We start from the raw sequence: 23,052 nt of genomic DNA, 5'->3' as shown, positions 1-23,052 counted from the left end.
CCGCCTACAGCCAGTCGTCGGGCTTCGTGTCGTAGTCGACCTCGTCCGCGGCGAGGTGTTCGACGTCGCTCCACGGCACCTCCTCGCGCTCCAGTTCCTCGCCGTCGTAGCGGAGCTCCACGCCGACCTCGGTCGGCTCCACCGCGCGGTCGTTCCGCTGGGCGCTCGAGCGCTCCGCGTCCTCGACCCGCTTCGCGATGGTGCGCAACACCACGGGCCGCCCCCAGAGCTCGAACACGCGCTCGAGGGTCGCGGCCGCCTGCTCGCCGTCCAGCGCGACGCCGTTGTACTCGTGGCCGAGCAGGAGTTCGCCGCGGTTCCGGTAGTTCGCGTCGTACACCGCGACCGTCGGCTTCCCGAGGTTCGCGAACCGCAACAGGAGCTTCTTCTTGACGTCCGCGGCGTCCGTGCTCGTCGCGCGGAAGTCGCCGCGGGCGTGGCTGTACTCGTACGCGAAGTAGTCGTTTGCGTCCACGAACTCCTGGGTGAGGAACTCGTCGACGAACGTCACGTCGTTGTGGCTGGCGCGCACCTCGAACATGCGGTCCCAGCCCGCCGCGTGGTCGACGGCCGCCAGGGCCTCGTCGACGGACGCGTACCGGTCGTCCTCGAGGAGGTAGCGGCTCACCGACTCCAGTTCGGTCCGCGACGCGCTCGCGAGGAACCCCCTGTACTGGGGTTTCGCCAGCGAGTAGTGCCGGCGCGCCAGCCCCTCATCGGTGAACAGCTTCCAGGGGTAGCGCGCGACGTCCACGTCGCCGTCGCGGGCGGCGGAAAGCGCCTCGCGGTCGACGTACGCGTCCGGCAGCGCCGCCACCTCGTCGAGGGCGTCCGGGTCGACGCCAGCGAGCGCGTCCGGCGGCGCGAGCGCCTCGACCACCTCGGCCGCGTCGACCGCGTCGTGGAAGTTCCGCCACGTCACGCCCTCGACGCGGAGCAGCCGCTCGACCACCTCGCGGCGGTTCCGGCGGTTCTCCACGTACTCCCAGAGCTCCTTCCCGAGCTTGTAGGGGTTGAACCCGGGGCTGTTCAGGACGCGCGCCTGGTGGTCGGCGTAGGAGACGAACTCGTCGGCGTCCGCGAACGCCTCCTCGCCCATCATCAGCGACTCCCAGTACGCCGCCCACCCCTCGTTCATCACCTTCGTCGCGCGCTGGGGCGCGAAGTAGTACGCCTCCCGGCGCAGCAAGGCCAGCACCTCGCGCTGCCAGTCCGCGAACTCGACGGCGCGCTCGGCGTCCGCGTCGTACGTCCGGCCGTGCTCCCAGAGGAACGCCAGCAGGTCGTAGACGGGCTCCTCGGGGAACGACGCGTCCTCCTCGCGGTCTTCGCCGTCCGCCCAGTCGTCGCCGAACACCGCGTCCTGGACCTCGTCGCTGACCGCGAGCCCGTCCAGTGTCGCCGCCAGCGCGTCCGGCGCCGCCGCGTCGCCGTCTCTGTCGTACGCGCGCCGGTGCTCGATGTTGTCCTCCAGCGTCGAGACGGTGTCGACGAACCGCTCGACGGCCTCGCGGTCGACCTCGGGGTCCTCGAGGATCGACTCCACGCGGCGCGCGTGCCGCTCCAGCATCGCCGCCGCGTTCGGGCCGTCGTCGCCGCCGAACAGCCCGAACCACTCGTTGTTCGCGAAGAAGTCCGCGTGCGCGACGACGTGCGTGACGACCGCCTTCTGGTCGGCGCGGTCGTTCGAGACCTGCAGGAACGCGTGCGCCGGGTCGTCGTTGTTCACGATCTCGAAGGCCTTCCCGCCGAGGAACTGCCGCTGCTTGCGCTGGCGCTCGTACTGCATCCCCCACCGCCAGTGCGGGTACCGCGTCTGGAACCCGTCGTAGGCGATGAGCTCGTTCATCTCGTCGTGGTCGACCACCCAGTAGTTGACGTCGCAGGGGTCGAGGCCGAGGCGCTCGGCGAGCGCGGTCGCCTCCCCGACCGGTTCCACGAGCGTCGCAGCCGTCCGTCGTTTCTCGTTGTCAGTCTGCATCTTCGGTTGTGAGGATCGTCTCGATGGCGTCGAGGACGTCGTCGGCGCTGTCGACGGACGCCACCGCGACGCCGTCGCCGTCCCCGAACGCCGCCCGGAGCTGGTCGGCGTGGGTGCCGTGGCTCGCGCCCCCCGGCTGGGTCTGGACGTACGCGTGGAGGTTCGCGTCGATGGACTCCATCAGCGGGACGACGTTGTCCTCGGTGTCGTTGCTGCTGTTCTCGCCGTCGCCGGCGGCGAACACGTAGCGGTTCCAGTCCGCGAACGGGTAGTCCGCCAGCACCTCGCTGGCGAGCTCGTAGGCCGCGGAGATGCGCGTGCCGCCGCCGGACTGGATGCCGAAGAACTCCGACCGGTCGACCTCCCAGGCGTCTGCGTCGTGGGCGATGTAGACGAACTCCGCGCGGTCGTACTTCCCGGTGAGGTACCAGTCCAGGGGCGTGAACGTGCGCTCGACGAGCTCGCGCTTGTGCTCGCGCATCGACCCGGAGACGTCCCGGATGTTCACCACGACGACGTTGCGCTCGCGGCGCTGCTCGACCTCGGGGTGGCGGAACTGCTCGTCCTCGCGGCGCAGCGGCACGCGGCCCGCGCCGCCCTCCCGCAGCCGGGCGTGCGTCGGCTCCGGTTCGCACTCGCGCTCCATCTCCTCGACGGACGCCCACCGCTCGGCGTCCTCGAGGCCGCGTGCGCGGTCCTCGAGCCACGCCTTCGAGACGGGGACGTGTCGCTCGCGCGCCCACCGGAAGGCCTCCGCCGGCCCCCAGCCGGCCACGCGCAGCGCCTCCGTCACGTACGCCTCGTCGAAGTCCATCGCGAGCTTCCGCTTCAGGCCCTGCTTGTAGAGGTGCTCGAAGTCCAGGGTGCTCCGGGGGCCTCGGCGCGCGGTGTCGTTGAACGCGCCCTCGACCTCCTCGACCACCTGCTTCCCCTTCGGCTCGAGGTCGAGGCCGAGCCGGTCGTCGAGCTCCGCGGCGAACTCCTCGGGGTCCATCTCGTAGTACTCGTGCTCGCCGCCCTCCTCGCCGGCCTCCCCGCCCACGGCGTCTGCCTCCCCGGGCTCGCCGACGCTGTCGCCGGGCTCGACGTCGCCCCGGCCGACGCCGCCGCGGTCGAGGCGGTCGTAGCGGAACTCCGGCAGGTCGACGAGCTTCACCGGGACGCGGACCTCGTCCGGGTCGCTGCCGGTGAGGTCGCCGTACTGGACGAACTCGGCGAGGTCCTGGCGGCGCTGCTCGCCCACCTCGCGGAACCGCTCGCGGTCGTCTCTCAGTCCCATCTGTGCGCCACCTCCTCGACGACGGTCCGCGTCGCCAGTTCCGCGCTCGCCGGCGAGTACTCCCGCTCCGCGACGAGGAACTCGACGGCTCGCGCTTTCAGTTCGGCCGTCGCGGTGTCGGCCGGCGGGTTCGCCCACTGCGCCGGGTCGAAGTCCGGGTGGACGCGCTCGACGTCGGCCCAGTCGTTGCCCGCGAGCACGTCCTCGAGCACCGGCACGGCCGCGAGGTCGACGTCCCCGGCGCGGAACGCATCGTCGCGCTGCTGCCAGGCGTGCCGCGTCACCGCGGTCAGGACCGCGTCCTCGCGGAACGCCCGCACGTCCTCGGTCGGCTCGTCGCCGCGGTAGTCGGCGTCGTCGAACCGGCCGAGGGTCTCCGTCTCGAACACCTTCATCGCCATCGCGTCCGGCTCGACGGCCTCGCCGCGGTCGTTCGTCACGGTGTCGTCGGTCGCCCACGCGTGGACGTGCTCGACGTACCGCCGGACTGCTGCCGCGGTCGCGCCCTGGTCGGCGAGCAGCGCGTCCAGGACCTCGGCCTCCACCTGCCCGTGGACGTAGTCTTTCACGGGGACGAGGCGGTCCTCGAACGCGGACTGCTCGGCGTCCGAGAACACGGGCGCGTCCGCCAGCCCGTCGACCATCGCGTCCAGCACGTCCCCGGGCGTCACCACGTCCTCCACGGGGAGGCTGGGGTGGCTGCGGTCGGCCGGCGACTGCAGGAGGTCCGCGAGCACGTCCCGCGTGTACGTCACGGGGATGCCGTTCCGGCCGTCAGCGTCGCCGTCGAAGTCGAACTCCTCGGCGTCCCGGCGGTCGTCGCCCTCGCCGACGTACCCGCGGTCGAACAGCAGCGCCTTCTCGACGACGTCGAGGCCCTCCGGCGCGCCGTCAAGCCGCGTCGCCACGCCGTACGTCGCCGCCGCCTCGACGGCGTGGGGCGCGAGCTCGCGGTCGGCGGCGCCGTCCCGGTCCCGCACCGGCACGGTCAGCGGCGCGCGCACTCGCTCGGCGCGCTCCTCGCGGTCGGTCGTCGTCCACACGTCGGTGTCGCCCGTGAGCTCGCGGCGCAGCAGCTGGGCCTCCAGTTCGACGTTCACGAGGTAGTCGAAGCGGTGCCTGGAGAGCCGGCGCTTCAGCGCCTTCAGGGGGTCGAACCCCTGGCGGTCGTCGTGCTGGTTCAGCTGGGCCTCCAGATCGAGGTTCGAGATGACGACCAGCTGGGTGTCGAGGTCCATCCCGATGCCCTTGTCGAGTTTCACGCGGCGCTCGTCGGGGACGTTCAACAGCTTCCGCAGCAGGTCGGCGTGCTGGCTGGCGTCCTCGACGACCGTCAGGCAGCCGTTGCCCTGGCTGAGCACGCCGTCGTAGCTGAACGCCTGCGGGTTTTTCCGCCCGCGGGAGTCGAGGTCCGCGAGCAGGCCCGGCATCCACGACCCGACGAGGCGCTCTTTCGGCGTGCCGTCGTCCTCCGAGTGGAGCACGCCGACGCCCCTGCCGCGGTCGACGACGTAGTTCCGCACGCGCAGGTGCGAGGCGTCCGTGACGGCGCTGAACAGGTCGCTGCGCCCCTCGCGGCGGTACGCCGCCTCGAGGGTCTCGTAGGCCTCCCGGGAGAACGGGTCGAGGTCGACGTCGACGCCCACGCGGTCGGCGTCGCCGCGGTCCTCGTTGACCGCCGCGAGGAGGTCGCGGCGGACCTCCGGCGGGAAGACCGCCAGCGGGTTCACCTGCACGGGGCTCTCGTACCAGTCGTCCTCGCGGCCGCTCCGGTCGCCGTACGTCAGCCCCGTGGGGTCCCGGTCGCCCGCGACGTTCCACTCCACGGTGTACCGGCGGCCCGCCTCGGTCTTCGAGAACTCGCGCAGGCCGTTGACGAGACACCGCTTCAGTTCGGACTTCCCCGTGGCGGTCGGGCCAGCGAACCAGACGATGGTCTCGTCGTTCCCGCGGCCCGCGGCCGCCGCGCGAAGGTCGTCGACGAACGCGTTCAGCGTCGCCGTGTTCCCGAGGACCGCGTGCTCGCCGTCGTTGTGTGGGTCGTCGAAGAACCGGTAGCGCTCCAGTTCCTCGCCGCTCTCCACGACGGTCCGCGTGCCCTCGCTCTCGACGGCGGCGAGCAGGTAGCGGCTGGCCGACGCCGCCGCCAGCGGCTCCTCGAAGACGCGGTCGACGTACTCCCCGAGGTCCATCGGGTCGTCGTAGGCGTCCCGCAGCGCGCGGTTCGCCGTCGCGACGAAGTCGCGGTCGGTCACGACTCCAGTTCCGCTTTCGCCACCTCGGCGCCCGCGAACTCCAGGACCTCTCTCGCCCCGCCCTCGGAGTACCCGCGGTCCACGAGTGCGGCCACCCAGTCGTTGTGCTCCTCGTCGATCTCCGCGTTCGAGACGAGCGCCGAGAAGTTGATGTTGTGTTTCTTGTCCTCCCAGAGCTTCTGCTCGAGCGCGCGGCGCAGCCGGTCGTTGTCCTGGGGGTGGAACGGTTCGCCCTCGCGGGCCCGCCGGCTCACCCAGTTCGAGACCTCCTGGCGGAAGTCGTCCTTGCGGTCCTCTGGGACCGCGAGTTGCTCCTCGACGGCCCGCAGGAACGTCTCGTCGGGCTCCTGCTGGCGGCCCGTGAGCTCGTCCGCGACGGTGTCGTCGTCGATGTACGCCATCACGTGGTCCATGTACTTCTCGCCCTGCTGTTGGATCTCGTCGAGGTCGTACGCGAGCGCGTGGCGGACGTCCTCGATGGCGCGCTCGCGGTACTCCTCGCGGACGAGCTCCAGGAGCCGGCGGTACCCCTCGACGTTGCCCTCCGGGATGGAGCCGTGCTGGTCGACGTTGTCCTCGAGGCGGTTGAAGACCGTCAGCGGCGAGAGGAACTCGCGGTCGCGGTCCATCGACTCCATGATGGCGGCGGCGACCTCGTCGCCGACGAACCGCGGGCTGACGCCGGACATCCCCTCGCTCTCGCCGGATTCGGCGGCCTCCTCGCGGAGCTTCTCGGGGTCGACGTCGTCGACGTCGTCGAGCTCGCCGTTGTACGCCTTCGCCTTCTCGACGAGCCCGACGGTGTCCGCGTCGGGCTCGCGGAGCCTGGTCAGCACGCCGAACAGGCCGGCCATGTCGAGGGTGTGGGGCTCGACGTGGACGTCCGGGATGTCCGCGTTCGCGAGCAGCTTCTCGTAGATCCTCGCCTCCTGTTCGTACTCGAGGACGTACGGGAAGTCGACGCGCTTCGTGCGGTCGTTGAACGCCTCCATCTTCTCGTCGGCGCGCTTGTCGCGGTACTCCGGCATGTTCGTGCGGCCGACGATGACCTGGTCGATGTCGATTCGGGGGTTGTTCGTCGGCTTGATGGTCTGCTCCTGGGTGGCGTGCAGGAAGTCGTAGAGGAACTCCCGCTGGAGCTTCAGCAGCTCCTCCCCGGAGAAGATGCCGCGGTTGGCGTTGCAGAACGCGCCCGCGTAGTCGAAGGCGCGCGGGTCGCTCTCGCCGTACACCGCGAGCTTCGAGTAGTTGACGTCGCCGGTGAGTTCGGTCTCGTCCTGGTTCTTCTTGTCTTTCGGTTCGAACGTCTCGATGCAGTCCCGGCGGTTCTCGCTGGCGACCAGCCGGACCACCTCGACGTGGTTCGAGAGCACGGCCTCGAGGTCGTCCTCGTAGTGCGCGAGCAGTTCGTCCATGTAGAACTCGCTCTCGGGGTCGAGGCTCTGGTCGTTGCGCAGCGTGTACGGTGCGTCCAGTTCGTCGTTGAGGTCCTCGAGGACCCGCTGGCGCTGCTCGTGGGGGAGCAACACGAGCGGGTCCTGGTGCATCGGCGAGACGACCGTGTCGTCGTTGGGGTCCTGGTCGCCGACGACCGAGCAGAGGTCCGTCCACCGGAACGTGTAGAGGCGGCCGTCCTCGGTGGCGGTGTAGTCCTCGTAGTAGCGGCGCACCTGCCGGTCGACGTCGGACTTCCCGGAGCCGACGGGACCGAGCAGGAGGATGATTCGCTTCTCCGGGCCGAGTCCGCGCGCGCCACTCTTGACCTTGTTGACGAACTCGTGGATGGCCTCGTGGACTTCGCGCCCGAAGAAGGTGTTCGCACCCTCGCCGAGTGGGTCCTCGGATGCCAGTTTGTACTCGACGACGTCGCCGTCGGTGTCCGTGCCGTAGTGGTCGAACATGTCCGCGAGCCGCTGGTGGGCGTTCCGCGCGACGGTCGGGTCGTCGTACAGGGTCTCGAGGTACCAGTCGAACCCGTGGGCGTCCCGGAGGTCCGACGGCACCGATCGCTGGTACTGTTCGGCCAGGCGGTCGAGGGTTTCCGTCATGTTGGTTCGTTTCGGGCCGTGTGACACTCCTGGGGCGGCGTCGAGCGACTGGCGGCCACGGGCGGCGACTGCCGGGTGCCACACCGGCACGACTATTACATTGGGGATTGTTAACGTATAACTATTGCGCCCGGGTTCGCACGCCGCGGCGCCGCGAGCGCGCGCTCCGTGCGCGGAACTCGGCGACGTGGCGACGGCACGGACGCGCCGGTCGCCGCCGTCGGCTCGCAGTCGCGCGAGACCCCTCGTGGAGGTGAAGTAAATGCGCAGCGGGCGACGCGTAGCCCGGTCCTACCCCCCGACGCTCGGCGTTCGCGGGCGGCGGCCGCCTGGACCGACGTTCGCGGGCGGCGGCCGCCCGGACAATAGTGTTATATGGTACCGAGCGACACAGTAGCTGTATGCACGGTGCAGCGCCCAGCCGACCAGCGTGGAGCCGACCCGCCGACACGGCCATCCTGGAGTTCCTCGCGGACAGCGACCCCGAGTACCCCGCCATCGTCGCGAACCGCATCGGGATGCACGCGCCGTACGTCGAGACGCGGTGCCGGGAGCTCGCGGCCCGCGGGCTCGTGGAGGCCGTCTCCGGCGAGGTCGTCTACCGGCTCACCGAGCGCGGCGAGCGCGCGCTGGAGGCGGGCGCCCTGCCGGAGTGAACGACGCTTTCAGTCTGGAGGACGACCACCACGTATGAACCACGAGTCCTACCTCCGGGCCGTGGGCCTGCCGGAGTTCGCCGACCACGCCGACGCCGCCGAGCGCGGCGCCGCCCTCGTCGCGCGGCCGCCCCACGCCACGGTCGACGCCGAGACGGTCGAGGACCGCTACGTGTACCCGGTCCCCGAGCGCGGCGAGGACGGCGCCTGCGGCGTCGGCCTCGCGGACGACCCCTACAACCTCGCGCCCATCTGCGGCCTGGAGTACGACCCCGAGCGCCTCCGCGACCACCCGAACACCGCGCGCCTCGTCGCCCTCGACGAGACGGTGCGCCGCCTCGCCGAGGAGACCAACCCGGACTGGCTGGGCGTCTACCGCCGCGCCACCGCCTCCGACGGCGAGGCGGTCCTCGTGAAGGAGGCGTACGTCGGCGACCACTCGCGCGCCGAGTTCCCGCTCACGGAGGCGTTCGCCGAGCGCTCGAACAACGCGACCGTCGGGCTGACCGGCGAGGCCGTCCTCGTCGACGACGTCGCCGACTACGACGGCCCCTACTACGAGTGCGACGACCGCGTCCGCAGCGAGTTCTGCTGTCCCGTCCTCGCCGGCGACGACGTCGTCGGCATCGTGGACGCGGAGGCCCACGAACCCGAGTTCTTCGACGGGGAGCGCGTCGCCACCGTCGCCGGCGCGTGCGCCGCGCTCGCCGACTCGGACCTCCTCACGCCGCCGCGAGTGGAAGCGTAACCGCTGTTCGCGGCCGGCGACGCGTTCACCGCGACCGCTGCTCGCGGCTGGCGGGCCGTTCGCCCCACGCCAGCGTCGCGGCGGCCACGCGCCCGACGACGCGTCTCGGCCACCGCGCTTAATACGCTCATCTCCCTCTCTCGACGTAGACATGGACGACCTCACCGGCTTCCAGCGCGACCTCCTCGTGGTGACGGCCGGCCTCGCGGAGCCGAACGGGCTGGACATCAAGGAGGAACTCGAACAGTACTACGAGGGCGACATCAACCACGGCCGGCTCTACCCGAACCTCGACGAGCTCGTCGACAAGGGCCTCCTGGAGAAGGGCCGGCAGGACGAGCGCACCAACGAGTACGGGGTGACCGGCCGCGGCGACCGCGAACTCCGCGCGCGCCGCAAGTGGGAGAACCACTACGTGAGCGAGGTCGTCTCGGAGCTCGACGACGAGCACGTCGTCTCCGCGGACTGAATGCGACTCGTCGAGGCCGTCGACGCCAGCGGCGTCGTCTGCGCGGTCGGCGCCGGCGGGAAGAAGACCCTGCTGTACGCGCTCGCCGGGCGCCTCGACCGCGCGGTCGTCACCGCGACCGTCCGCATCCCCATCTTCGACGAGGAGGTCGCCGATGTCGTCGTCACCGACGACCCGGCAGGCGCCGTGCGGGACGCCCGCGCGTGGCCGGTCGGCGTCGTCCCGGAGCGCGAGCGCGAGGACCGCTACCGCGGCTACGAGCCCGAGCGGATCGCCGACCTCGCGGCCGCCGACGCGGACGCCGTCCTCGTGAAGGCCGACGGCGCGCGCACGCGCCGCCTGAAGGCCCCGGGCGACCACGAGCCGCGGATTCCGGACTGCGCGGACGTCGTGGTCCCCATCGCGAGCGTGCGCGCGGTCGGCGAACCCCTCACGGCTGCCGTCGCGCACCGCCCGGAGCGCGTCGCCGCCGTCACCGGCCGCGAGGTCGGCGACGAGATCCGCGCGGCGGACGTCGCGACCGTCCTCGCACACCCCGACGGCGGCCTGAAGGACGTGCCCGACGGCGCGACCGTGGTCCCGCTCGTCAACATGGCCGACGACGCGGCCCTCGTCGACACCGCGACGGAGATCGCGGCGGGCGTCCACGAGCGCGCGGACGTCGACCGCGTCGTCGTCGCGTCCCTGAAGGCCGACGACCCCGTGAAGGCCGTCGTCTGACCGCCGCCGTCTCGGGTTCCCGCGCCGTCGACCGACGCGTCCAGACCGAACAATCAAGGGGCGTCCCCGCGCGCTCGCTCACGTGGACACGAACGCAGTCGTTCGGCGGGCCGCCCTCCAGTCGCTGGTCACCGCGCTCGGGTTCGCCATCGCCGCGGTCCTGCTGGCCGGGACCGCGGCGGACGTCGCGGCCGCGATGTGGCGGACGGTCGCGGCCCTCGTCGCGCTCGCGGTGGTCGGCTTCGGCGTCGCCGCCCGCGACCAGTCCCGGTAGCGGCCCCCGGCCCGTCAGCGGAACCGCTCGGCCGCGTCGGCGACCGCCTCGCGCGTGTTGAGGTTCTCGAAGGTCTCGACGTCGCCGACCGCAGCGACCGCCGACTCGGGGACGGCGACCCAGTCGAGGTCGTCGAGCGGCGCGAGGATCTTCCGGTCGCCGCGCTCGAGCGCGCGCTCGCAGGCGGCCGCCATCGCGTCCGCCCGGTAGACCGCCTGCGTCGTCTGGTACCAGCCGTCGTCCAGCTCGGGGACCGCCGCGTCGTGGCCGTCGGCGCGCTCGAACAGGAACTCGACGACGTCCGGGTCGACGAACGGCATGTCGCAGGCGACGACGACGGCGTACTCGCCGTCGGCCGCCCGGAGGCCGGCGGCGATGCCGGCCATCGGCCCCTCGTCCGGTTCGGGGTCCTCGGCGACGCGCACCGGGTCGGGGTAGCCGTCGAGGGCGTCGACGTGGGCGTCCCGCTGGTCGCGGCGGCAGTTCACCACGAGTTCGTCGGTGGCGCCCGCGAGGCGGTCGGCGACGCGGCGCAGCATGGGGACGCCGGCGAGGTCCGCCAGCGCCTTGTCGCCGTCGCCGTAGCGCGTCGACCGGCCGCCCGCGAGCACGACAGCCGAGTGCACGCCGGCGACTCGGGGCCCCACCCGCTTCAACGCTGCGGGGCGACAACGTTTAACACGGAGAGGGCGTAGGTCCCGTACATGGCCGACGAGTCCGTCCTCCGGGTCCGCCTCGGGGACGACGCCGTGACGAGGGAGCCGGTTCCGGCGGCGTGGCGCGAGCGCTACGTCGGCGGGAAGGGACTGGCGGCGCGCTACCTCCTCGCGGACACCGAGGCGGGCGTCGACGCGCTCTCCCCGGCGAACGTGCTCGCGTTCGCGGTCGGGCCGCTGACGGGACGGGCGCCCGGCGAGCCCCGGTTCGCCGTCGTGACGAAGTCACCCCTGACCGGCGCGTTCCTCGACTCGTACGCCGGCGGCGAGTTCGCCGCGCGCCTCGCCGGGAGTCTCGACGACTGCCTGCTCGTGCTCGTCGAGGGCGAACGCGACACGCCCGGCGTGCTCGTCGTGGCGGACGGCGACGCACGCCTCGAGGACGCCCCCGGCCTCGCGGGTCTGGACGCCGCCGAGACCGCGGCCGCGTTCCCGGACGCCGCGGTGGCCTGCGTCGGGCCGGCCGGCGAGCACGGCGTCAGGTTCGCGACCGTCGCCACGGACGGCGGCGACCACCACGCCGGACGCGGCGGCGCGGGCACCGTGATGGGCGCGAAGGGGCTGAAGGCCGTCGTCGCGCGCGGCGACCCGCCGGAGACGCCGCCCGAACTCGCGGACGCGGCCGAGGCGTACGCCGACGCCGAGGTCGGGCGCTGGCAGGCCGCCAGCGAGACCCTGGAGTCCGTGGACTTCGCGGACGAGGTCGGCGCGCTCCCGACCCGGGGCTGGCAGGCCGGCACGTTCGAGGGCGCCAGCGACGTCGGCATCGAGGCCGTCCGCGAGGCGAGCGTCGGCCGCGAGCGCCCGGACGAGGACGTCCCGGGCGGCTTCCGCGTGCCCGACGGCGACGGCGAGACGGTGCCGCGTGGCGCCACCCCCATCGCGCTCGGCGCGGGCCTCGGCATCGGCGACTTCGACGCCGTCGCCGAACTCGGCGGGCTCTGTGACCGCCTCGGCCTCGACGTCATCAGCGCGGGCAGCGCGGTGGCGTTCGCGGCGCGCGCCAGCGACCGCGGCGCACTCGACCGCGACGTCGCCTTCGGCGACCCGGACGCCGCCCGCGACCTCATCCGCGAGGTCGCGACGCGCGGCACCGACCTCGGCGACGCGCTCGCGGACGGCGTCGTCGCGGCCGCCGAGCGCCTGGGCTGCGACCAGCTCATCCCGGCGGTGAAGGCGATGGAGCTGCCGACGTACGACCCGCGCGCGGCGCCGGCGATGGCGCTGGCGTACGCGACCAGCGACCGCGGGGCGTGCCACCGGCGCGCCCGGCCCATCGAGGAGGCGGCGGTCGCGGCCGACGACTGGACCGACGCCGACCGCGTCGCCGCCGTGGTGCGCGAGCAGAACGCGCGGAGCGCGCGCTGGTGTCTCGTCGCCGACGACTTCGCGGGCGAGGCGGCGCCCGAGCGCGGCGCGCGGTGGCTGCGCGCGGTCGGCGTCGACGCCACCGCCGACGACGTCGCGGCGCTCGGCGAGCGCGTCTGGAACCTCGTCCGCCTGTTCAACGTCCGCGAGGGCCACGGCCGGGACGCCGACGCGCTCCCGGACGCGATGACAGAGCCGCTGCCGGACGGTCCGGCGGCGGGCGCGGCGCTCTCGCGGGAGCGATTCGACGCTATGCTGGACGCCTACTACGACGCCCGCGGCTGGTCCGCGGACGGCGTGCCGACCGAGGAGACCCTCGACCGACTCGACCTGACCGAGGTAGCATGACCGAACGAATCGACCTCGACGACGTGGACGTCGAACCGGACGACGAGCAGGGCGGCGACCGCGAGGGCGACTGGCTGTGGCGGGACGACGACGCCGCCGACATCGACGGCGACCCGCGGCGTTCGGGGAGCGGAGGGGGCGGCGACGCCGGGGCCGACGCTGGCGACACCGCCGCGAGCGCGGAGTCGAGCGGCGACTCGCAGGGCGACCGCGTGCCCCACGTGCCCTACGAGTCCTCGGGGAGCCCAGCGGGCATCCCGAAGGACCGCGGCGGCGCCGGCGGCGGTGCGGGCCCCGCCGACGACCGCCCGCGTGCGCCGGAGTCGGGCGAGGACGACGGCGAGTCGGTCGCCGGCGAGCGCGCGGCGGGAGCGGCGGAGGCGTCGAGCCGGGCGAGCGGTCCGCACGGCGGCGGCGTCGACGACATGGCGACGGCGTACACGTACGAGGCCGTCCAGCGGCTGGCGGACCCGCGGGCCGCGTTCGCGGAGACCAACGAGTTCTCCGACTGGGTCGGCCTGGTGGGCGACGTGCCGGCCCACGCCATCAACAAGTTCCTCCGCGACCACGGCCTCGACGCCGACTTCTTCAACGGCTCCGGTGACGGGCCGGCCGAGCGGCTGGCGGCCGTCGACGAGCACTCGATGTTCTACAGCGACCGCATGGTCGTCGTCGGCACCGCGTCGGAGGCCTGGATCGCCGAGGAGGCCGGCTGGGAGTTCGTGGAGCTGTCCGAGGCGGCCGAGGGCGCCGGCTGGTCGCTCGCGGAGTGAGCGGGCGCGCGGCGAGCGAGGACGCGGCGTCGTACGGGACGCGTCGTCGTAGGGGGCTCGTCGTCGTAGGGGGCTCGTCGTCGTAGGGGGCTCGTCGTCGTAGGGGGCTCGTCGTCGTAGGGGGCTCGTCGTCGTAGGGGGCTCGTCGTCGTAGGGCGCTCGTCGCCGGGGGAATGATTTTTCACCCGTGCGACCGTCTCGCACGGTATGGGCATGCGAACCGCAATCGGCCAGATGGGGTGGCTGCCGCTCGCCGCCCTGCTGGTCCTGCTGTGGACCGTCGTCACGGCCGTCAACGTCGTCGGTACGATGCAGCCGTACGCCGGGCTCGGCGGCGAGCAGGTGGGACAGACGTTCCTCGGCGGCGCGGCCGGCCTGCTCGTGTTGCTCGGGTTCGGCGCCGCGGTGGCGTACGCGTACGCCGAGATGGGCGAGACCGACCCGGCGCCCGAGTCGTTCCCGCCGCGATGATGTACGAGTGCGCCGAGTGCGAGCAGCTCGCGCGGCTGCCGGGCTGTGAGTCCGACCGCACGGCCCGCGAGTGCGCCGTCTGCGGCGAGGTGACGACGTGGCGGGTCGCCTTCGAGGGGGAGGGCGTCAGCTTCTGATGGAGTTCGAAGCCAGCGACCGCCTGCTCGCGGCCGCCGACGAGTGGGCGGACAAGCGCATGACCGACCGGGAGGACGCCCTCGAGACGAAGGTCGAGCAGGCGCTCCTGGAGGTCGAACACCTCGTCTCCGGCCGCCAGGCGGTCGACTTCGGGGTCGACGGGACGACCGTCACCTTCGAGCCGAGCGACGACCTCGCGGCGTTCCTCGACGAGCAGGCCGCCGACGTGGACGTCGACCCGGCGACGGTGCTGGCGATGCACGCGGACCTGTTCGCGACCGTCTTCCTCGACAACTACGACGACGAGCGCCCGCCGAACGCCCCGCCGACGGAGTGACGACCACCGCAACGTTTTCCACGCAGTACGACGTACGCCAGCACATGACACACAAGCACAGCGAGTGGGAGCCGGAGGGGCGCGCGATGCAGTACAAGGGCGAGGAAGTCTGGGACCACAACGTCGCGCCCGGGGAGGTCAACGTCGGCGAACAGGACCCCGCCTTCTACGAGAGCGACGACGAGAAAGCCGCCGACGCGGACGACGCCGAGTAACCCGGGTCCCGCGACGCCGACCCCCGCTCCGTTCTACGCGACGAGGTCGCGCTCGAACGCGACCAGCCCCGCGAACACGTGGGCGGCCGCGAGGTAGAACGGCTCGTCGGTCTCCTCGCGGACCGCGTCCCGGAAGTCCTCGACCCACTCGCCGAGGTGCTCGTCGAGGAAGACGCGCTCGTAGCCGACGGCCGCCTCCTCGCCGCGCCGCTGGCGGTCGACGAGGTCCCGGAGGAACAGCAGCTCCACGCCGGCGAAGTCGGCCTCCTCGCTGACGGACTGGGGCTTCGACCAGCCGGCGGCGCCGTAGCTCGCCTCGACCTCCGCCAGCCCCGTCGAGAGGAAGTCGGTGTCCTCCCGGAAGTACGTCTCGTGGGGCTGGACCGGCGGCCGCGGGCCGACGAACAGCCGCGTGTACTCGACGTTCAGGTCGTCCGCGACGTCGTCGGGGTCCTCGCCCTCGCGCTCGGCGACGAACTCCCGGAGGTACTCGAAGCCGCGGTCGAGGTCGTCCTCGACGGCCGCCTCGGGCGTCTCGAGGCCGCCGTCGAGCAGGCGGCCCACGAACTCGGGGTCCGGGACGTCGTACAGTGCGTCGACGAGGAAGTCGACGAGTTCGAGTCGCGCGTCGTACAGGGCCTGCTGGTCGACACTCATGGTTACACGTCGTAGACGAGTTTCGCGCGGCAGTCGCCGCAGTACTCGAAGACGTCGCCGTCGACGTCGTTCGCGATGCCGGCGACGACGTCGCCGACCTCCTCGCTGATCTTCTGTGCGGACGCCTCGCTCGTGAACGGCTTGCCGCAGCGCCGGCACTCCCGCATCTCGCCCTCCGCGACGGTCGTCCACGCGTCGCCGTCGTTGTACTCGGGGAGCAGTTCGAGGTGGAGGCCGCCGTCCACGCGGATGGCGTCCTCCATGCAGCCCTCCTCGCAGAGCCCGCAGTTCACGCAGCGCTCGTGGTCGAACTCCAGGCCGGCGTCCTCGCGGCGGAGCGCGTCCGTCGGGCAGAGGTTCGAGCACGTCGGCGTGAACGTGCAGTCGTCGCTGACCTCGACGCGGCCGAACGACTCGAGGCCGCCGATTCCGTCCCGGTGGTCGACGTGCGGGAGGATGGCGCGCACGCTCTCCAGGGCCCACTCGTGGGTGTTGAACGCCGGGTTCGGCGTCGAGTCGTCCGCGACGCCGTCGGCCTCGTGGCCGCTCGGGACCGGCGAGTCGTCGAGGTCCAGTTCGACGAAGCGGCCGACCGCCTCGACGAACGCGCCGGGGTCGTCCGGGTCGGGCGCGAAGAACGCGACGCGCTCGCCGAGCCCGAGGTCCGTGGTGGCGCGGTTGAGGCGGTCGACGAGGTCGGCTTTCGGGTCCGGGCCGGAGTGCAGGCAGTCGCCGCCGCAGCCGACGACCGCGACGCCGTCGGCGCCCGCGGCGAGGGCGTGCAGGACGTGCGCCTCGCCGACGGTGTCCGCACACGGCACTTCGACGGGGAGCAGCGGCGGGTACTCGAGGTCGTCGCGTTCGCGGGCGCGGCGGCCGTACGCGTCCAGCGCGCGCGCCGCTCGCTCGTCGCAGACGAACGCGACGACGTCCGTCTCGACGCCGTCCGGCGAGAACAGCAGCCCGGAGCGGTCCGCCGGGTCGAGGAGGGTCTCGACCTCCCGGGCGACGCGGCGGTTCGACGGCTCGCGCGCCCGGACGGCGCCCGTGGGGCACGCGCTCGTGCAGGCGCCGCAGGACTCGCAGGCCACCTCGTCGAACGCGACGCTGTCGACGGTGGGGCGGTCGACGGCGCCGTGCGGGCAGGCGTCCGAGCAGACCGTACAGCCCTCCTGGCTGGACGCGCCGGCCGCGCAGACAGAGCGGTCGACGTCGAGGAACTGCGGTCGCTCCAGGCCGTCGCGGCGGCTCTCGACGGCGGCGACCGTCGCGGCGTCGACGGGGCCCGTGTAGAACCCCGTGCGGCCGCCCCGGGTGTCGCGGCTGGCGTCCGGGTAGACGACCTGCGCTGCCTCGAGCGTGCGCTCCTCGGGGTGGATGGCGTCGGTCGGACAGCAGTCGACCCAGTCGCCGTCGGGCGCGCCCGGGAGCACGTCCACCGGCGAGGCGGTGACGTACTCGTCGGGGCCCTGGCGGACGCACTCCATGCAGTCGACGCAGTCGTCGGTGACGCCCGCCTCGACGCGCACCTCGAACTCGCCGTACGTGCCCTCCACGCCGGTGACGCGGCCGCGTTCGACGGTGACGTCGCGGAGGTCGTGGTCGGTCTCGGCGAACTCGCGTCCGTCCGCGACCAGCGTCACGTCCGCGGCGTCCGCGAGCGCGGCCGCCGTCTCGGCGTCGCCGACGACGACGACGTCGCCGTCCGCCTCGCGGGACACCGACCGCGAGGGCGCTTCCTCCCGGAGGCCGGCGTGCGCGGCGTTGAGCTTGCGCGCGACGAGGTCCGTCGCCTCGGCGCTGTCGTGGACCCAGGCGGCGCGCTCGCGGTGGTTCACGAACGAGACGGCGTCAGGGTGCATGCCGGCGTCGTCGAGCAGCCGTCGGTAGCGCCGCCTGCAGCCCTCGCTCTCGGCGGTCACCAGGAGGTGGTCGAGGTCGTACTCGGCGACGACGTGCCGGACCTTCGGGAGGCCGTCCTCGCAGAGCAGCGACGAGCTGGCGACCACGTCGACGCCGCGGACGCCCTCGCGGACGCCCTCGAGGTCGACGTCGACGGCGCCTCCACAGCCACAGACGAACGCCCCGACGTTCATTCACTCTCCGTTAGGCACCCCGGGCAAAAGAGGTTGTGGCTGTCTCGCATGCCAGAGCGAACCAACGGCCTCCCGTCCCGTGTTTTGGCTGGCCTAAAACGTCGGGTTTGCAACAACACCTAAGTGACTGCGCTACTGACTATCATGGGAACTGGTGACAGGCTACAACCCATGAGTACAGAACCGGTCTCGCTCGACCTAGACCGCCGCTCGTTCATGAAAGCGAGCGCCCTCGCGGGGGGGCTCGCGCTCGGCGGCGGGATCACCGGTCAGACGCTCGCTCAGGACGGCGAGGAGGGCGGTGCGGACGTCTCGGGTGACGACTCGCGGCTCACCAAGACGGTCTGCAACTTCTGCGCGGTCGGCTGCGGGTTCCGCGGCGAACGCGAGGGCAACGCCTTCGTCGGCATGGAGCCCTGGCACGAGAACCCCATCAACAACGGGTCGCTCTGCTCGAAGGGCGCCGCCATCTACGGCAGCGAGCACTCCGAGCGACGTCTGAAACACCCGATGCGGAAGGAAGACGGCGAGTGGCACAAGATCACGTGGAACGAGGCGTACTCCCACATCGCCGAGGAGATCGAGCGCGTCTGGGAGGAGTACAGCCGGGAGAGCGTCATGCTGCTCGGCAGCGCCCACCACTCCAACGAGGAGGCGTACGCGAGCCGGAAGCTCGCGGCGTTCATGGGCACGAACAACATCGACCACCAGGCGCGCATCTGCCACTCCACGACGGTCGCCGGCCTCGCGAACACGTGGGGCTACGGCGCGATGACGAACACCATCAACGACTACCGGAACTTCGACCTCAACATCATCATCGGGCAGAACCCCGCCGAGGCCCATCCCATCGCGATGCAGCACATCCTCGAGGGGCAGGCCCGCGGCGGCACCGTCGTCTCCATCGACCCCCGGTACACGAAGACGTCGGCGCACGCCGACCACTTCTACCGGCTGCGGCCGGGGACGGACGTCGCGCTGATGATGGGCATCATCCGGTACCTCCGCGAGCAGGGCGAACTCAGCGACGAGATGCTCGAGCAGCGCGTCCAGGGGTGGCCGGACGTCGACGACGACCTCGACCAGTACGACCTCGAGACGGTCGCGGACATCACGTGGATCCCCGAGGAGCAGATCCGTGAGATCGGCGACCTCATCGTCGAGAACCAGCCGAACGTCCAGATCGAGTGGGCGATGGGCGGCACCCAGCACAACAACGGCACCCAGAACATCCGGTCGTACGCGCTGACCAGCCTCGCCTCGGGGGCCGCCGCGCGCTCTGGCGGCGGCCTCCAGGTGATGCGCGGGCACGCGAACGTCCAGGGGGCGACCGACCTCGCGGTCGCCAGCCACATCCTCCCGGGGTACTACGCGAACTCCAGTGCGGGCTCGTGGCGGTACTGGGCCGACGTCTGGGACCAGACCCCGACGACGTCCGGGTCGACGTCCTTCGAGGAGCTGTACGACCGCTTCGACCTGATGCCCGAGGAGCTGTACACGCGGCAGTCGCCCGCCGAGGGCGACATCGACGAGACGTTCCCGAACGACCGGTCGATGATGTTCCAGAACGGGCTGACGGTCGCGCGCTGGTTCGAGGCGGCCCTCGGCCAGCAGGACCGCCTGCTGGAGACGCCGATCTACCAGCCCGACCCCGTGAAGATCGCGTTCTTCTGGGGGCACTCCACGAACTCCATCTCGGAGATGCCGCGGATGCGGCAGGCGATGGAGGAACTGGACCTCCTGGTGGTCGTCGACCTCTTCCCGTCGCTTGCGTCCGTGCTGCCGGACCGCGAGGACGGCGTCATCCTGTTGCCGGCGGCCAGCCAGTACGAGCACTACCGGTCGCTGACGAACTCCCACCGCGCCGTGCAGTGGAGCGAGCCGGTGCGGCCGCCGAGCCACGAGGCCAAGCCCGACCTCCAGATCATGCAGGAGCTCGCGGACCGCCTCGGGTTCGGCGAGCACTTCGACTGGGGCTCGGGCCCGGAGATCCACAACGGGAAGTCCTCCTACGAGGAGGTGATCCGGGAGATCAACCTCGGCGTGCGCACCATCGGCTACGTGCAGAGCCCCGAGCGCCTCCAGCAGCACCACGAGTACGACTACGCGTTCTCCGCGGAGGACACGCGGTGCCACGACTCCGAGCTCCCCGTCGCCGGGGACTACTGGAGTCTGCCGTGGCCGTGCTGGGGCGACGGCCACCCCGGCACGCCGATTCTCTGGCGCGACGACGTCGACCCCCGAGAGGGCGGCCAGGACTTCCGCTCGCGGTGGGGGACGCAGGCGCCGACGCCCGAGGAGTGGGCGGAGATGCCGGGGGACGCCGACTACCCACTGCAGGTCACCTACGACCAGGACGGCGAGGGGGGTCTGGACATGCTCCGGGCGCCGTACGCGCCGGACTGGTGGGACGGCCAGGTGGAGGGCGTCCCCGAGTATCCCGGGTTCGCGACGGCGTTCCCGCCGGACCTGGACAACCCCTCGGAGCTCTCGCTGCCGTACGAGTACGCGCTCCGCGAGGACCGCTCGGCGTACGACGCCGCGCAGGCCCTCGACGAGCGCGAGGAGTTCGACTTCGACCTGGACTTCTGGGAGCAGTACGACAACCCCCAGCCGGACCCGCCGACGGGCCGCGGCCGGGCGCGCGCGGTGACGTGGAACTTCCTCGACACCGTGCCCGTCCACCGCGAACCGATCGAGAGCCCGGAGCCGGACCTCGTCGACGAGTGGCCGGCGAACGGCCAGCAGCGGAACTTCTACCGGCTCGACCAGAACAACCGCGAGGTCCAACGGCAGGCGATGGACCGCATCCGGGAGGCCGAGGGGATGACCACCATCATGACCACCGGCCGGCAGGTCGAACACCAGGGCGGCGGCTCGGAGACGCGGTCGAACATCTTCACCGCGGACCTCCAGCCGCACATGTACGCCGAGCTCCACCCGGACATGGCGGAGGACCTCGGCGTCGACGGCGGGGACCTGGTGGTCGTGGAGACGACGAACCGCGGGTCCGTGCTGGTGAAGGCGCGAGTGACCCGCCGGCCGAACGCCGAGGAGACGTTCCTGCCGTTCCACTGGGGCGGCGTCTTCCAGGGCGAGGACCTCCTCGACGAGTACCCGGACGGCCTGGCGCCGTTCGCGACGGGGGACAGCGTGAACTCCATCACGTCCCCGGGCTACGACGTCGAGACCCAGATGCAGGAGACGAAGGCGGCGATGGTCCGGGTCAGGAAGGCCACCCAGGACGTCGTGGACGAACTGAACATGGACGTCGACCTGTCGACGTTCGAGTTCCCGCAGGACGAGGCGGGCATCGGCGACCAGAAGGACTTCGACGTCCGGGACGGGAGACCACTCCAGTGAACAATGTCATCTAACCAACAAACAGGCCGAGAGGTACTCAGCGACGGGGTGATGAGCACGGGCGACGACGCGCGGATCTTCCCAGACGTCGAAGCCTGCATCGACTGCGGCGGCTGCGTGGTCGCGTGCAAGCGCACGTGGGACATCGGCCCGGACGAACAGCGCATCAGCATCTCCACGATGTGGGAGGGCGAACCCGGCGACGAGGGCTACAACGCGAACTCCTCGCAGGCGCTCGACGACGGCGCGTTCCCCGGCGAGACCGCCATCCCGATGCAGTGTTACCACTGCGAGAACGCGCCCTGCGTCTCGGTCTGCCCGACGGACGCCCTCTCGAAGAACGACGACGGCTTCGTGCGCGTCACCGACGACCTCTGCGTCGGCTGCCAGTACTGCCTGTCGGCGTGCCCGTTCGGCGCCCCCCAGTTCCCCGACGAGGACGGGGGCGGGAACGCCGTCGTCGGCGGCGGCGGCATCATGGACAAGTGCACGATGTGCGAGGAACGCCAGGAGGTCGGCAAGGGGCCGGCGTGCGCCGAGGAGTGCGCGACCGACGCCATCCTCGTCGGTCAGCCCGGCCAGATCGCCGACGAACTCGACAAGCGGGACCGCGACCCGTTCTTCACCGACGAGGCGATGGAGATCATCTTCGGCGACGACGCGGAGGTGTTCGAGTGATGCGCGGTCGCCGCGCCGCACGCGGCCTCTCCGAGGCGCTCGCCGTCGCCGTCAGCGCCGTCGTCGGCGTCGTCGTCGCCGTCGGCTCCGTCTGGTTCGTCACCGCAGCCTACGACACGAGCTTCGAGACGCTGTACCGCATCGACCCGGAGGCGGGCGGCGACATCGGCGGCGTCGGCGCGGACTGGACGGCGGGCAACACCGACCCGCTGCTGGACTTCCTCATCGCGCTCACGCACGCCGCCGACGTCATCATGGGCGCGTTCATCCTCGTGATGTTGTTCGTCCACTGGGGCGCGTTCCGCCGGCTCGCGGCGCGGATGCAGGAGCCCGGCGAGCGCGCGAGCGGCGAGACGGTCGCGGCCGACGGCGGCGAACCGACCCACTCCGCGTCCGCCGACGCCCCGGGAGGTGACGGCGAATGACGAGCCTCGACCACGGGAAGTTCCGTCGGGTCACCACGTACTTCCACACGCTGCTCGCGCTCGTCGTCTTCCTGCTGTTCTTCACGGGCTACGCCGTGATGTTCAACGACGAGCTCTGGTGGATGGTCGAGTTCATGGGCGGCAACACGGGCGTGCTCGCGCTCCACCGCGTCGCGGGGTTCGCGCTCATCGCGCTCACCGTCTTCTGGGTGACGCTGATGCTCGTCGGCCCGGGCCGCCGGAAGAACTTCCGCGCGGTGCTGCCGACCCGGGGAGACGTCGAGGCGTTCGTCCAGGACGTCAAGTTCGTGCTCGGCAGCGCCGACGAGCGCCACCCGAACGCCCGCCAGTTCGCGGGCTACGAGGCCGACGAGGTGCCGCTGCTCTCGTACGTCGGGAAGGGCGTCGTCGCTATCTTCACCGTGGAACTCGTCCTGCTGATGGTGTCCGGCCTGCTCATCTGGTCGAAGACCGGGCTCGCGGAGGTCTTCCAGTCGCGGGCGACCGTCATGGCGTTCGTGACGTTCCACGGCCTGCTCGGGGTCATCATGCTGATGGGCGTGATGTTCCACATCTTCGAGCACGGCTTCCACCCCGCGTTCTACCCCGTGGAGCTGAAGGCGTTCATCGCGAAGGAGGACATGCCCGAGCACCACGACGACGACGACGAGGACCACGACGGCACGGGCATCGAGGAACTGACCCTCCGGCCGTCCTGGCGGCTCGCGTCGAACCTCGCCGGCGGCGCGGTGGTCGTCGGCATCGTGAGCGTCCTCCTCGCGAGCATCTTCGACGAGGGGTACCCCGTCCCGCGCGACCTCGCGATCGGCGGCGGGCCGACGAACCTGCTGCTGACGGTCGGCGTCAACGTCGGCATGCTCGTGTTGCTGCTCGGCCTGGTGCTCTCGACGTACGGGAACGTCCTGCGCTCCCGGTACGAGGCCCAGCGGCGCCGCGAAGACGAGGACGTCGCCGCGGCCGACGGCGGCGAACCGGTCGACGACTGACGACGCTCTCCTCCCGTTCTCGCGGCGCCG

General features: G+C 71.8%; 22 protein-coding genes. 15 read left to right on the top strand and 7 right to left on the bottom strand.

Translation table 11 applies throughout. The annotated features are described in order from the left end of the window. Positions 1–4: 4 nt before the first annotated feature. The 4 genes from U5911_RS10220 to U5911_RS10205 are packed head-to-tail and all read right to left on the bottom strand — an operon-like array spanning position 5 to position 7,563. The gene (locus U5911_RS10220; RefSeq protein ID WP_336036935.1) at positions 5–1,981 is read right to left on the bottom strand and encodes a SpoVR family protein; all 1,977 of its coding nucleotides are present in this window, start codon (positions 1,979–1,981) and stop codon (positions 5–7) included. Then, positions 1,971–3,260 (bottom strand): YeaH/YhbH family protein, encoded by a 1,290-nt coding sequence (locus U5911_RS10215; protein WP_336036934.1) that lies wholly within the window; start codon positions 3,258–3,260, stop codon positions 1,971–1,973. The genes U5911_RS10220 and U5911_RS10215 overlap by 11 nt, the downstream gene beginning before the upstream one ends. Next, a complete protein-coding gene (locus U5911_RS10210) occupies positions 3,251–5,515 on the bottom strand; it encodes a PrkA family serine protein kinase (protein WP_336036933.1) in 2,265 nt (754 codons plus the stop codon). Before U5911_RS10210 ends, U5911_RS10215 begins: the two co-directional genes overlap by 10 nt. Then, positions 5,512–7,563: a PrkA family serine protein kinase gene (locus U5911_RS10205; protein WP_336036932.1), complete on the bottom strand. Its 2,052-nt coding sequence runs from the start codon at positions 7,561–7,563 to the stop codon at positions 5,512–5,514. The genes U5911_RS10210 and U5911_RS10205 overlap by 4 nt, the downstream gene beginning before the upstream one ends. 401 nt (positions 7,564–7,964) lie before the next feature. On the opposite strand from U5911_RS10205, the gene U5911_RS10200 reads away from it, so the two are divergent. From U5911_RS10200 to U5911_RS10180, 5 genes are all read left to right on the top strand, one after another. Beyond that, positions 7,965–8,219, top strand: coding sequence for a hypothetical protein (locus U5911_RS10200; RefSeq protein WP_336036931.1), 255 nt, complete (start codon positions 7,965–7,967; stop codon positions 8,217–8,219). A 34-nt stretch (positions 8,220–8,253) separates the two neighbouring features. Continuing rightward, entirely contained in the window at positions 8,254–8,967 is a 714-nt protein-coding gene (locus tag U5911_RS10195; protein ID WP_336036930.1) for a GAF domain-containing protein, read from the top strand. 151 nt (positions 8,968–9,118) lie between these two features. Beyond that, positions 9,119–9,436, top strand: coding sequence for a helix-turn-helix transcriptional regulator (locus U5911_RS10190; protein ID WP_336036929.1), 318 nt, complete (start codon positions 9,119–9,121; stop codon positions 9,434–9,436). After that, positions 9,437–10,156, top strand: coding sequence for a selenium cofactor biosynthesis protein YqeC (yqeC, locus tag U5911_RS10185; RefSeq protein WP_336036928.1), 720 nt, complete (start codon positions 9,437–9,439; stop codon positions 10,154–10,156). A gap of 82 nt (positions 10,157–10,238) precedes the next feature. Continuing rightward, complete coding sequence (locus U5911_RS10180) at positions 10,239–10,430, top strand: hypothetical protein (protein ID WP_336036927.1); 192 nt, start codon at positions 10,239–10,241, stop codon at positions 10,428–10,430. A gap of 14 nt (positions 10,431–10,444) precedes the next feature. Here U5911_RS10180 and mobA read toward each other — a convergent pair whose 3' ends face one another. Continuing rightward, a complete protein-coding gene (mobA, locus tag U5911_RS10175) occupies positions 10,445–11,056 on the bottom strand; it encodes a molybdenum cofactor guanylyltransferase (RefSeq protein WP_336036926.1) in 612 nt (203 codons plus the stop codon). A 78-nt stretch (positions 11,057–11,134) separates the two neighbouring features. Here mobA and U5911_RS10170 point away from each other — a divergent pair, with 78 nt between their 5' ends. The 6 genes from U5911_RS10170 to U5911_RS10145 all read left to right on the top strand — a co-directional run bounded on the left by U5911_RS10170 (position 11,135) and on the right by U5911_RS10145 (position 14,796). Beyond that, a complete protein-coding gene (locus U5911_RS10170; RefSeq protein WP_336036925.1) occupies positions 11,135–12,862 on the top strand; it encodes an aldehyde ferredoxin oxidoreductase family protein in 1,728 nt (575 codons plus the stop codon). Then, positions 12,859–13,635 (top strand): DUF7124 domain-containing protein, encoded by a 777-nt coding sequence (locus tag U5911_RS10165; RefSeq protein WP_336036924.1) that lies wholly within the window; start codon positions 12,859–12,861, stop codon positions 13,633–13,635. Before U5911_RS10170 ends, U5911_RS10165 begins: the two co-directional genes overlap by 4 nt. A gap of 207 nt (positions 13,636–13,842) precedes the next feature. Then, complete coding sequence (locus tag U5911_RS10160) at positions 13,843–14,106, top strand: hypothetical protein (protein ID WP_336036923.1); 264 nt, start codon at positions 13,843–13,845, stop codon at positions 14,104–14,106. Then, complete coding sequence (locus U5911_RS10155) at positions 14,103–14,243, top strand: hypothetical protein (protein WP_336036922.1); 141 nt, start codon at positions 14,103–14,105, stop codon at positions 14,241–14,243. The genes U5911_RS10160 and U5911_RS10155 overlap by 4 nt, the downstream gene beginning before the upstream one ends. Continuing rightward, positions 14,243–14,581, top strand: coding sequence for a hypothetical protein (locus tag U5911_RS10150; RefSeq protein ID WP_336036921.1), 339 nt, complete (start codon positions 14,243–14,245; stop codon positions 14,579–14,581). The genes U5911_RS10155 and U5911_RS10150 overlap by 1 nt, the downstream gene beginning before the upstream one ends. Positions 14,582–14,625: 44 nt before the next feature. Beyond that, positions 14,626–14,796 carry a hypothetical protein gene (locus tag U5911_RS10145; protein WP_336036920.1) on the top strand — a complete coding sequence of 57 codons (171 nt, stop codon included), beginning with the start codon at positions 14,626–14,628 and terminating at the stop codon, positions 14,794–14,796. 33 nt (positions 14,797–14,829) lie between these two features. Here the strand turns inward: U5911_RS10145 and U5911_RS10140 are convergent, their stop codons facing one another. Together U5911_RS10140 and U5911_RS10135 are read right to left on the bottom strand one after the other, a co-directional pair. Further along, positions 14,830–15,453, bottom strand: coding sequence for a TorD/DmsD family molecular chaperone (locus U5911_RS10140; RefSeq protein WP_336036919.1), 624 nt, complete (start codon positions 15,451–15,453; stop codon positions 14,830–14,832). Positions 15,454–15,455: 2 nt separating this feature from the next. Continuing rightward, positions 15,456–17,549, bottom strand: a complete 2,094-nt coding sequence (locus U5911_RS10135; protein ID WP_336036918.1) for a hydrogenase iron-sulfur subunit — start codon at positions 17,547–17,549, stop codon at positions 15,456–15,458. Positions 17,550–17,720: 171 nt separating this feature from the next. On the opposite strand from U5911_RS10135, the gene U5911_RS10130 reads away from it, so the two are divergent. The 4 genes from U5911_RS10130 to U5911_RS10115 are packed head-to-tail and all read left to right on the top strand — an operon-like array spanning position 17,721 to position 23,022. Further along, positions 17,721–20,912, top strand: a complete 3,192-nt coding sequence (locus U5911_RS10130) for a molybdopterin oxidoreductase family protein (RefSeq protein ID WP_336036917.1) — start codon at positions 17,721–17,723, stop codon at positions 20,910–20,912. Between the two features lie 3 nt (positions 20,913–20,915). Continuing rightward, positions 20,916–21,590: a 4Fe-4S dicluster domain-containing protein gene (locus U5911_RS10125; protein ID WP_336036916.1), complete on the top strand. Its 675-nt coding sequence runs from the start codon at positions 20,916–20,918 to the stop codon at positions 21,588–21,590. Further along, on the top strand, positions 21,590–22,015 hold the full coding sequence (locus U5911_RS10120) for a hypothetical protein (RefSeq protein ID WP_336036915.1): 426 nt from the start codon (positions 21,590–21,592) through the stop codon (positions 22,013–22,015). Before U5911_RS10125 ends, U5911_RS10120 begins: the two co-directional genes overlap by 1 nt. Further along, positions 22,012–23,022 (top strand): cytochrome b/b6 domain-containing protein, encoded by a 1,011-nt coding sequence (locus U5911_RS10115; protein WP_336036914.1) that lies wholly within the window; start codon positions 22,012–22,014, stop codon positions 23,020–23,022. The genes U5911_RS10120 and U5911_RS10115 overlap by 4 nt, the downstream gene beginning before the upstream one ends. Positions 23,023–23,052 lie beyond the last annotated feature (30 nt).

The organism is Halobacterium yunchengense, from assembly GCF_037031165.1.
Classification (GTDB): Archaea; Halobacteriota; Halobacteria; order Halobacteriales; family Halobacteriaceae; genus Halobacterium; species Halobacterium yunchengense.
This window is presented reverse-complemented; position numbering and strand designations above follow the sequence as displayed.

Coding starts and splice junctions, on each gene's coding strand:
- U5911_RS10150 (WP_336036921.1), top strand. CDS start 14,243: ATGGAGTTCGAAGCCAGCGACCGCCTGCTCGCGGCCGCCGACGAGTGG.
- U5911_RS10215 (WP_336036934.1), bottom strand. CDS start 3,260: ATGGGACTGAGAGACGACCGCGAGCGGTTCCGCGAGGTGGGCGAGCAG.
- U5911_RS10120 (WP_336036915.1), top strand. CDS start 21,590: ATGCGCGGTCGCCGCGCCGCACGCGGCCTCTCCGAGGCGCTCGCCGTC.
- U5911_RS10195 (WP_336036930.1), top strand. CDS start 8,254: ATGAACCACGAGTCCTACCTCCGGGCCGTGGGCCTGCCGGAGTTCGCC.
- U5911_RS10200 (WP_336036931.1), top strand. CDS start 7,965: ATGCACGGTGCAGCGCCCAGCCGACCAGCGTGGAGCCGACCCGCCGAC.
- U5911_RS10190 (WP_336036929.1), top strand. CDS start 9,119: ATGGACGACCTCACCGGCTTCCAGCGCGACCTCCTCGTGGTGACGGCC.
- U5911_RS10170 (WP_336036925.1), top strand. CDS start 11,135: ATGGCCGACGAGTCCGTCCTCCGGGTCCGCCTCGGGGACGACGCCGTG.
- U5911_RS10155 (WP_336036922.1), top strand. CDS start 14,103: ATGATGTACGAGTGCGCCGAGTGCGAGCAGCTCGCGCGGCTGCCGGGC.
- U5911_RS10125 (WP_336036916.1), top strand. CDS start 20,916: ATGTCATCTAACCAACAAACAGGCCGAGAGGTACTCAGCGACGGGGTG.
- U5911_RS10135 (WP_336036918.1), bottom strand. CDS start 17,549: ATGAACGTCGGGGCGTTCGTCTGTGGCTGTGGAGGCGCCGTCGACGTC.
- U5911_RS10115 (WP_336036914.1), top strand. CDS start 22,012: ATGACGAGCCTCGACCACGGGAAGTTCCGTCGGGTCACCACGTACTTC.
- U5911_RS10145 (WP_336036920.1), top strand. CDS start 14,626: ATGACACACAAGCACAGCGAGTGGGAGCCGGAGGGGCGCGCGATGCAG.
- U5911_RS10205 (WP_336036932.1), bottom strand. CDS start 7,563: ATGACGGAAACCCTCGACCGCCTGGCCGAACAGTACCAGCGATCGGTG.
- U5911_RS10165 (WP_336036924.1), top strand. CDS start 12,859: ATGACCGAACGAATCGACCTCGACGACGTGGACGTCGAACCGGACGAC.
- U5911_RS10130 (WP_336036917.1), top strand. CDS start 17,721: ATGAGTACAGAACCGGTCTCGCTCGACCTAGACCGCCGCTCGTTCATG.
- U5911_RS10220 (WP_336036935.1), bottom strand. CDS start 1,981: ATGCAGACTGACAACGAGAAACGACGGACGGCTGCGACGCTCGTGGAA.
- U5911_RS10140 (WP_336036919.1), bottom strand. CDS start 15,453: ATGAGTGTCGACCAGCAGGCCCTGTACGACGCGCGACTCGAACTCGTC.
- U5911_RS10160 (WP_336036923.1), top strand. CDS start 13,843: ATGGGCATGCGAACCGCAATCGGCCAGATGGGGTGGCTGCCGCTCGCC.
- yqeC (WP_336036928.1), top strand. CDS start 9,437: ATGCGACTCGTCGAGGCCGTCGACGCCAGCGGCGTCGTCTGCGCGGTC.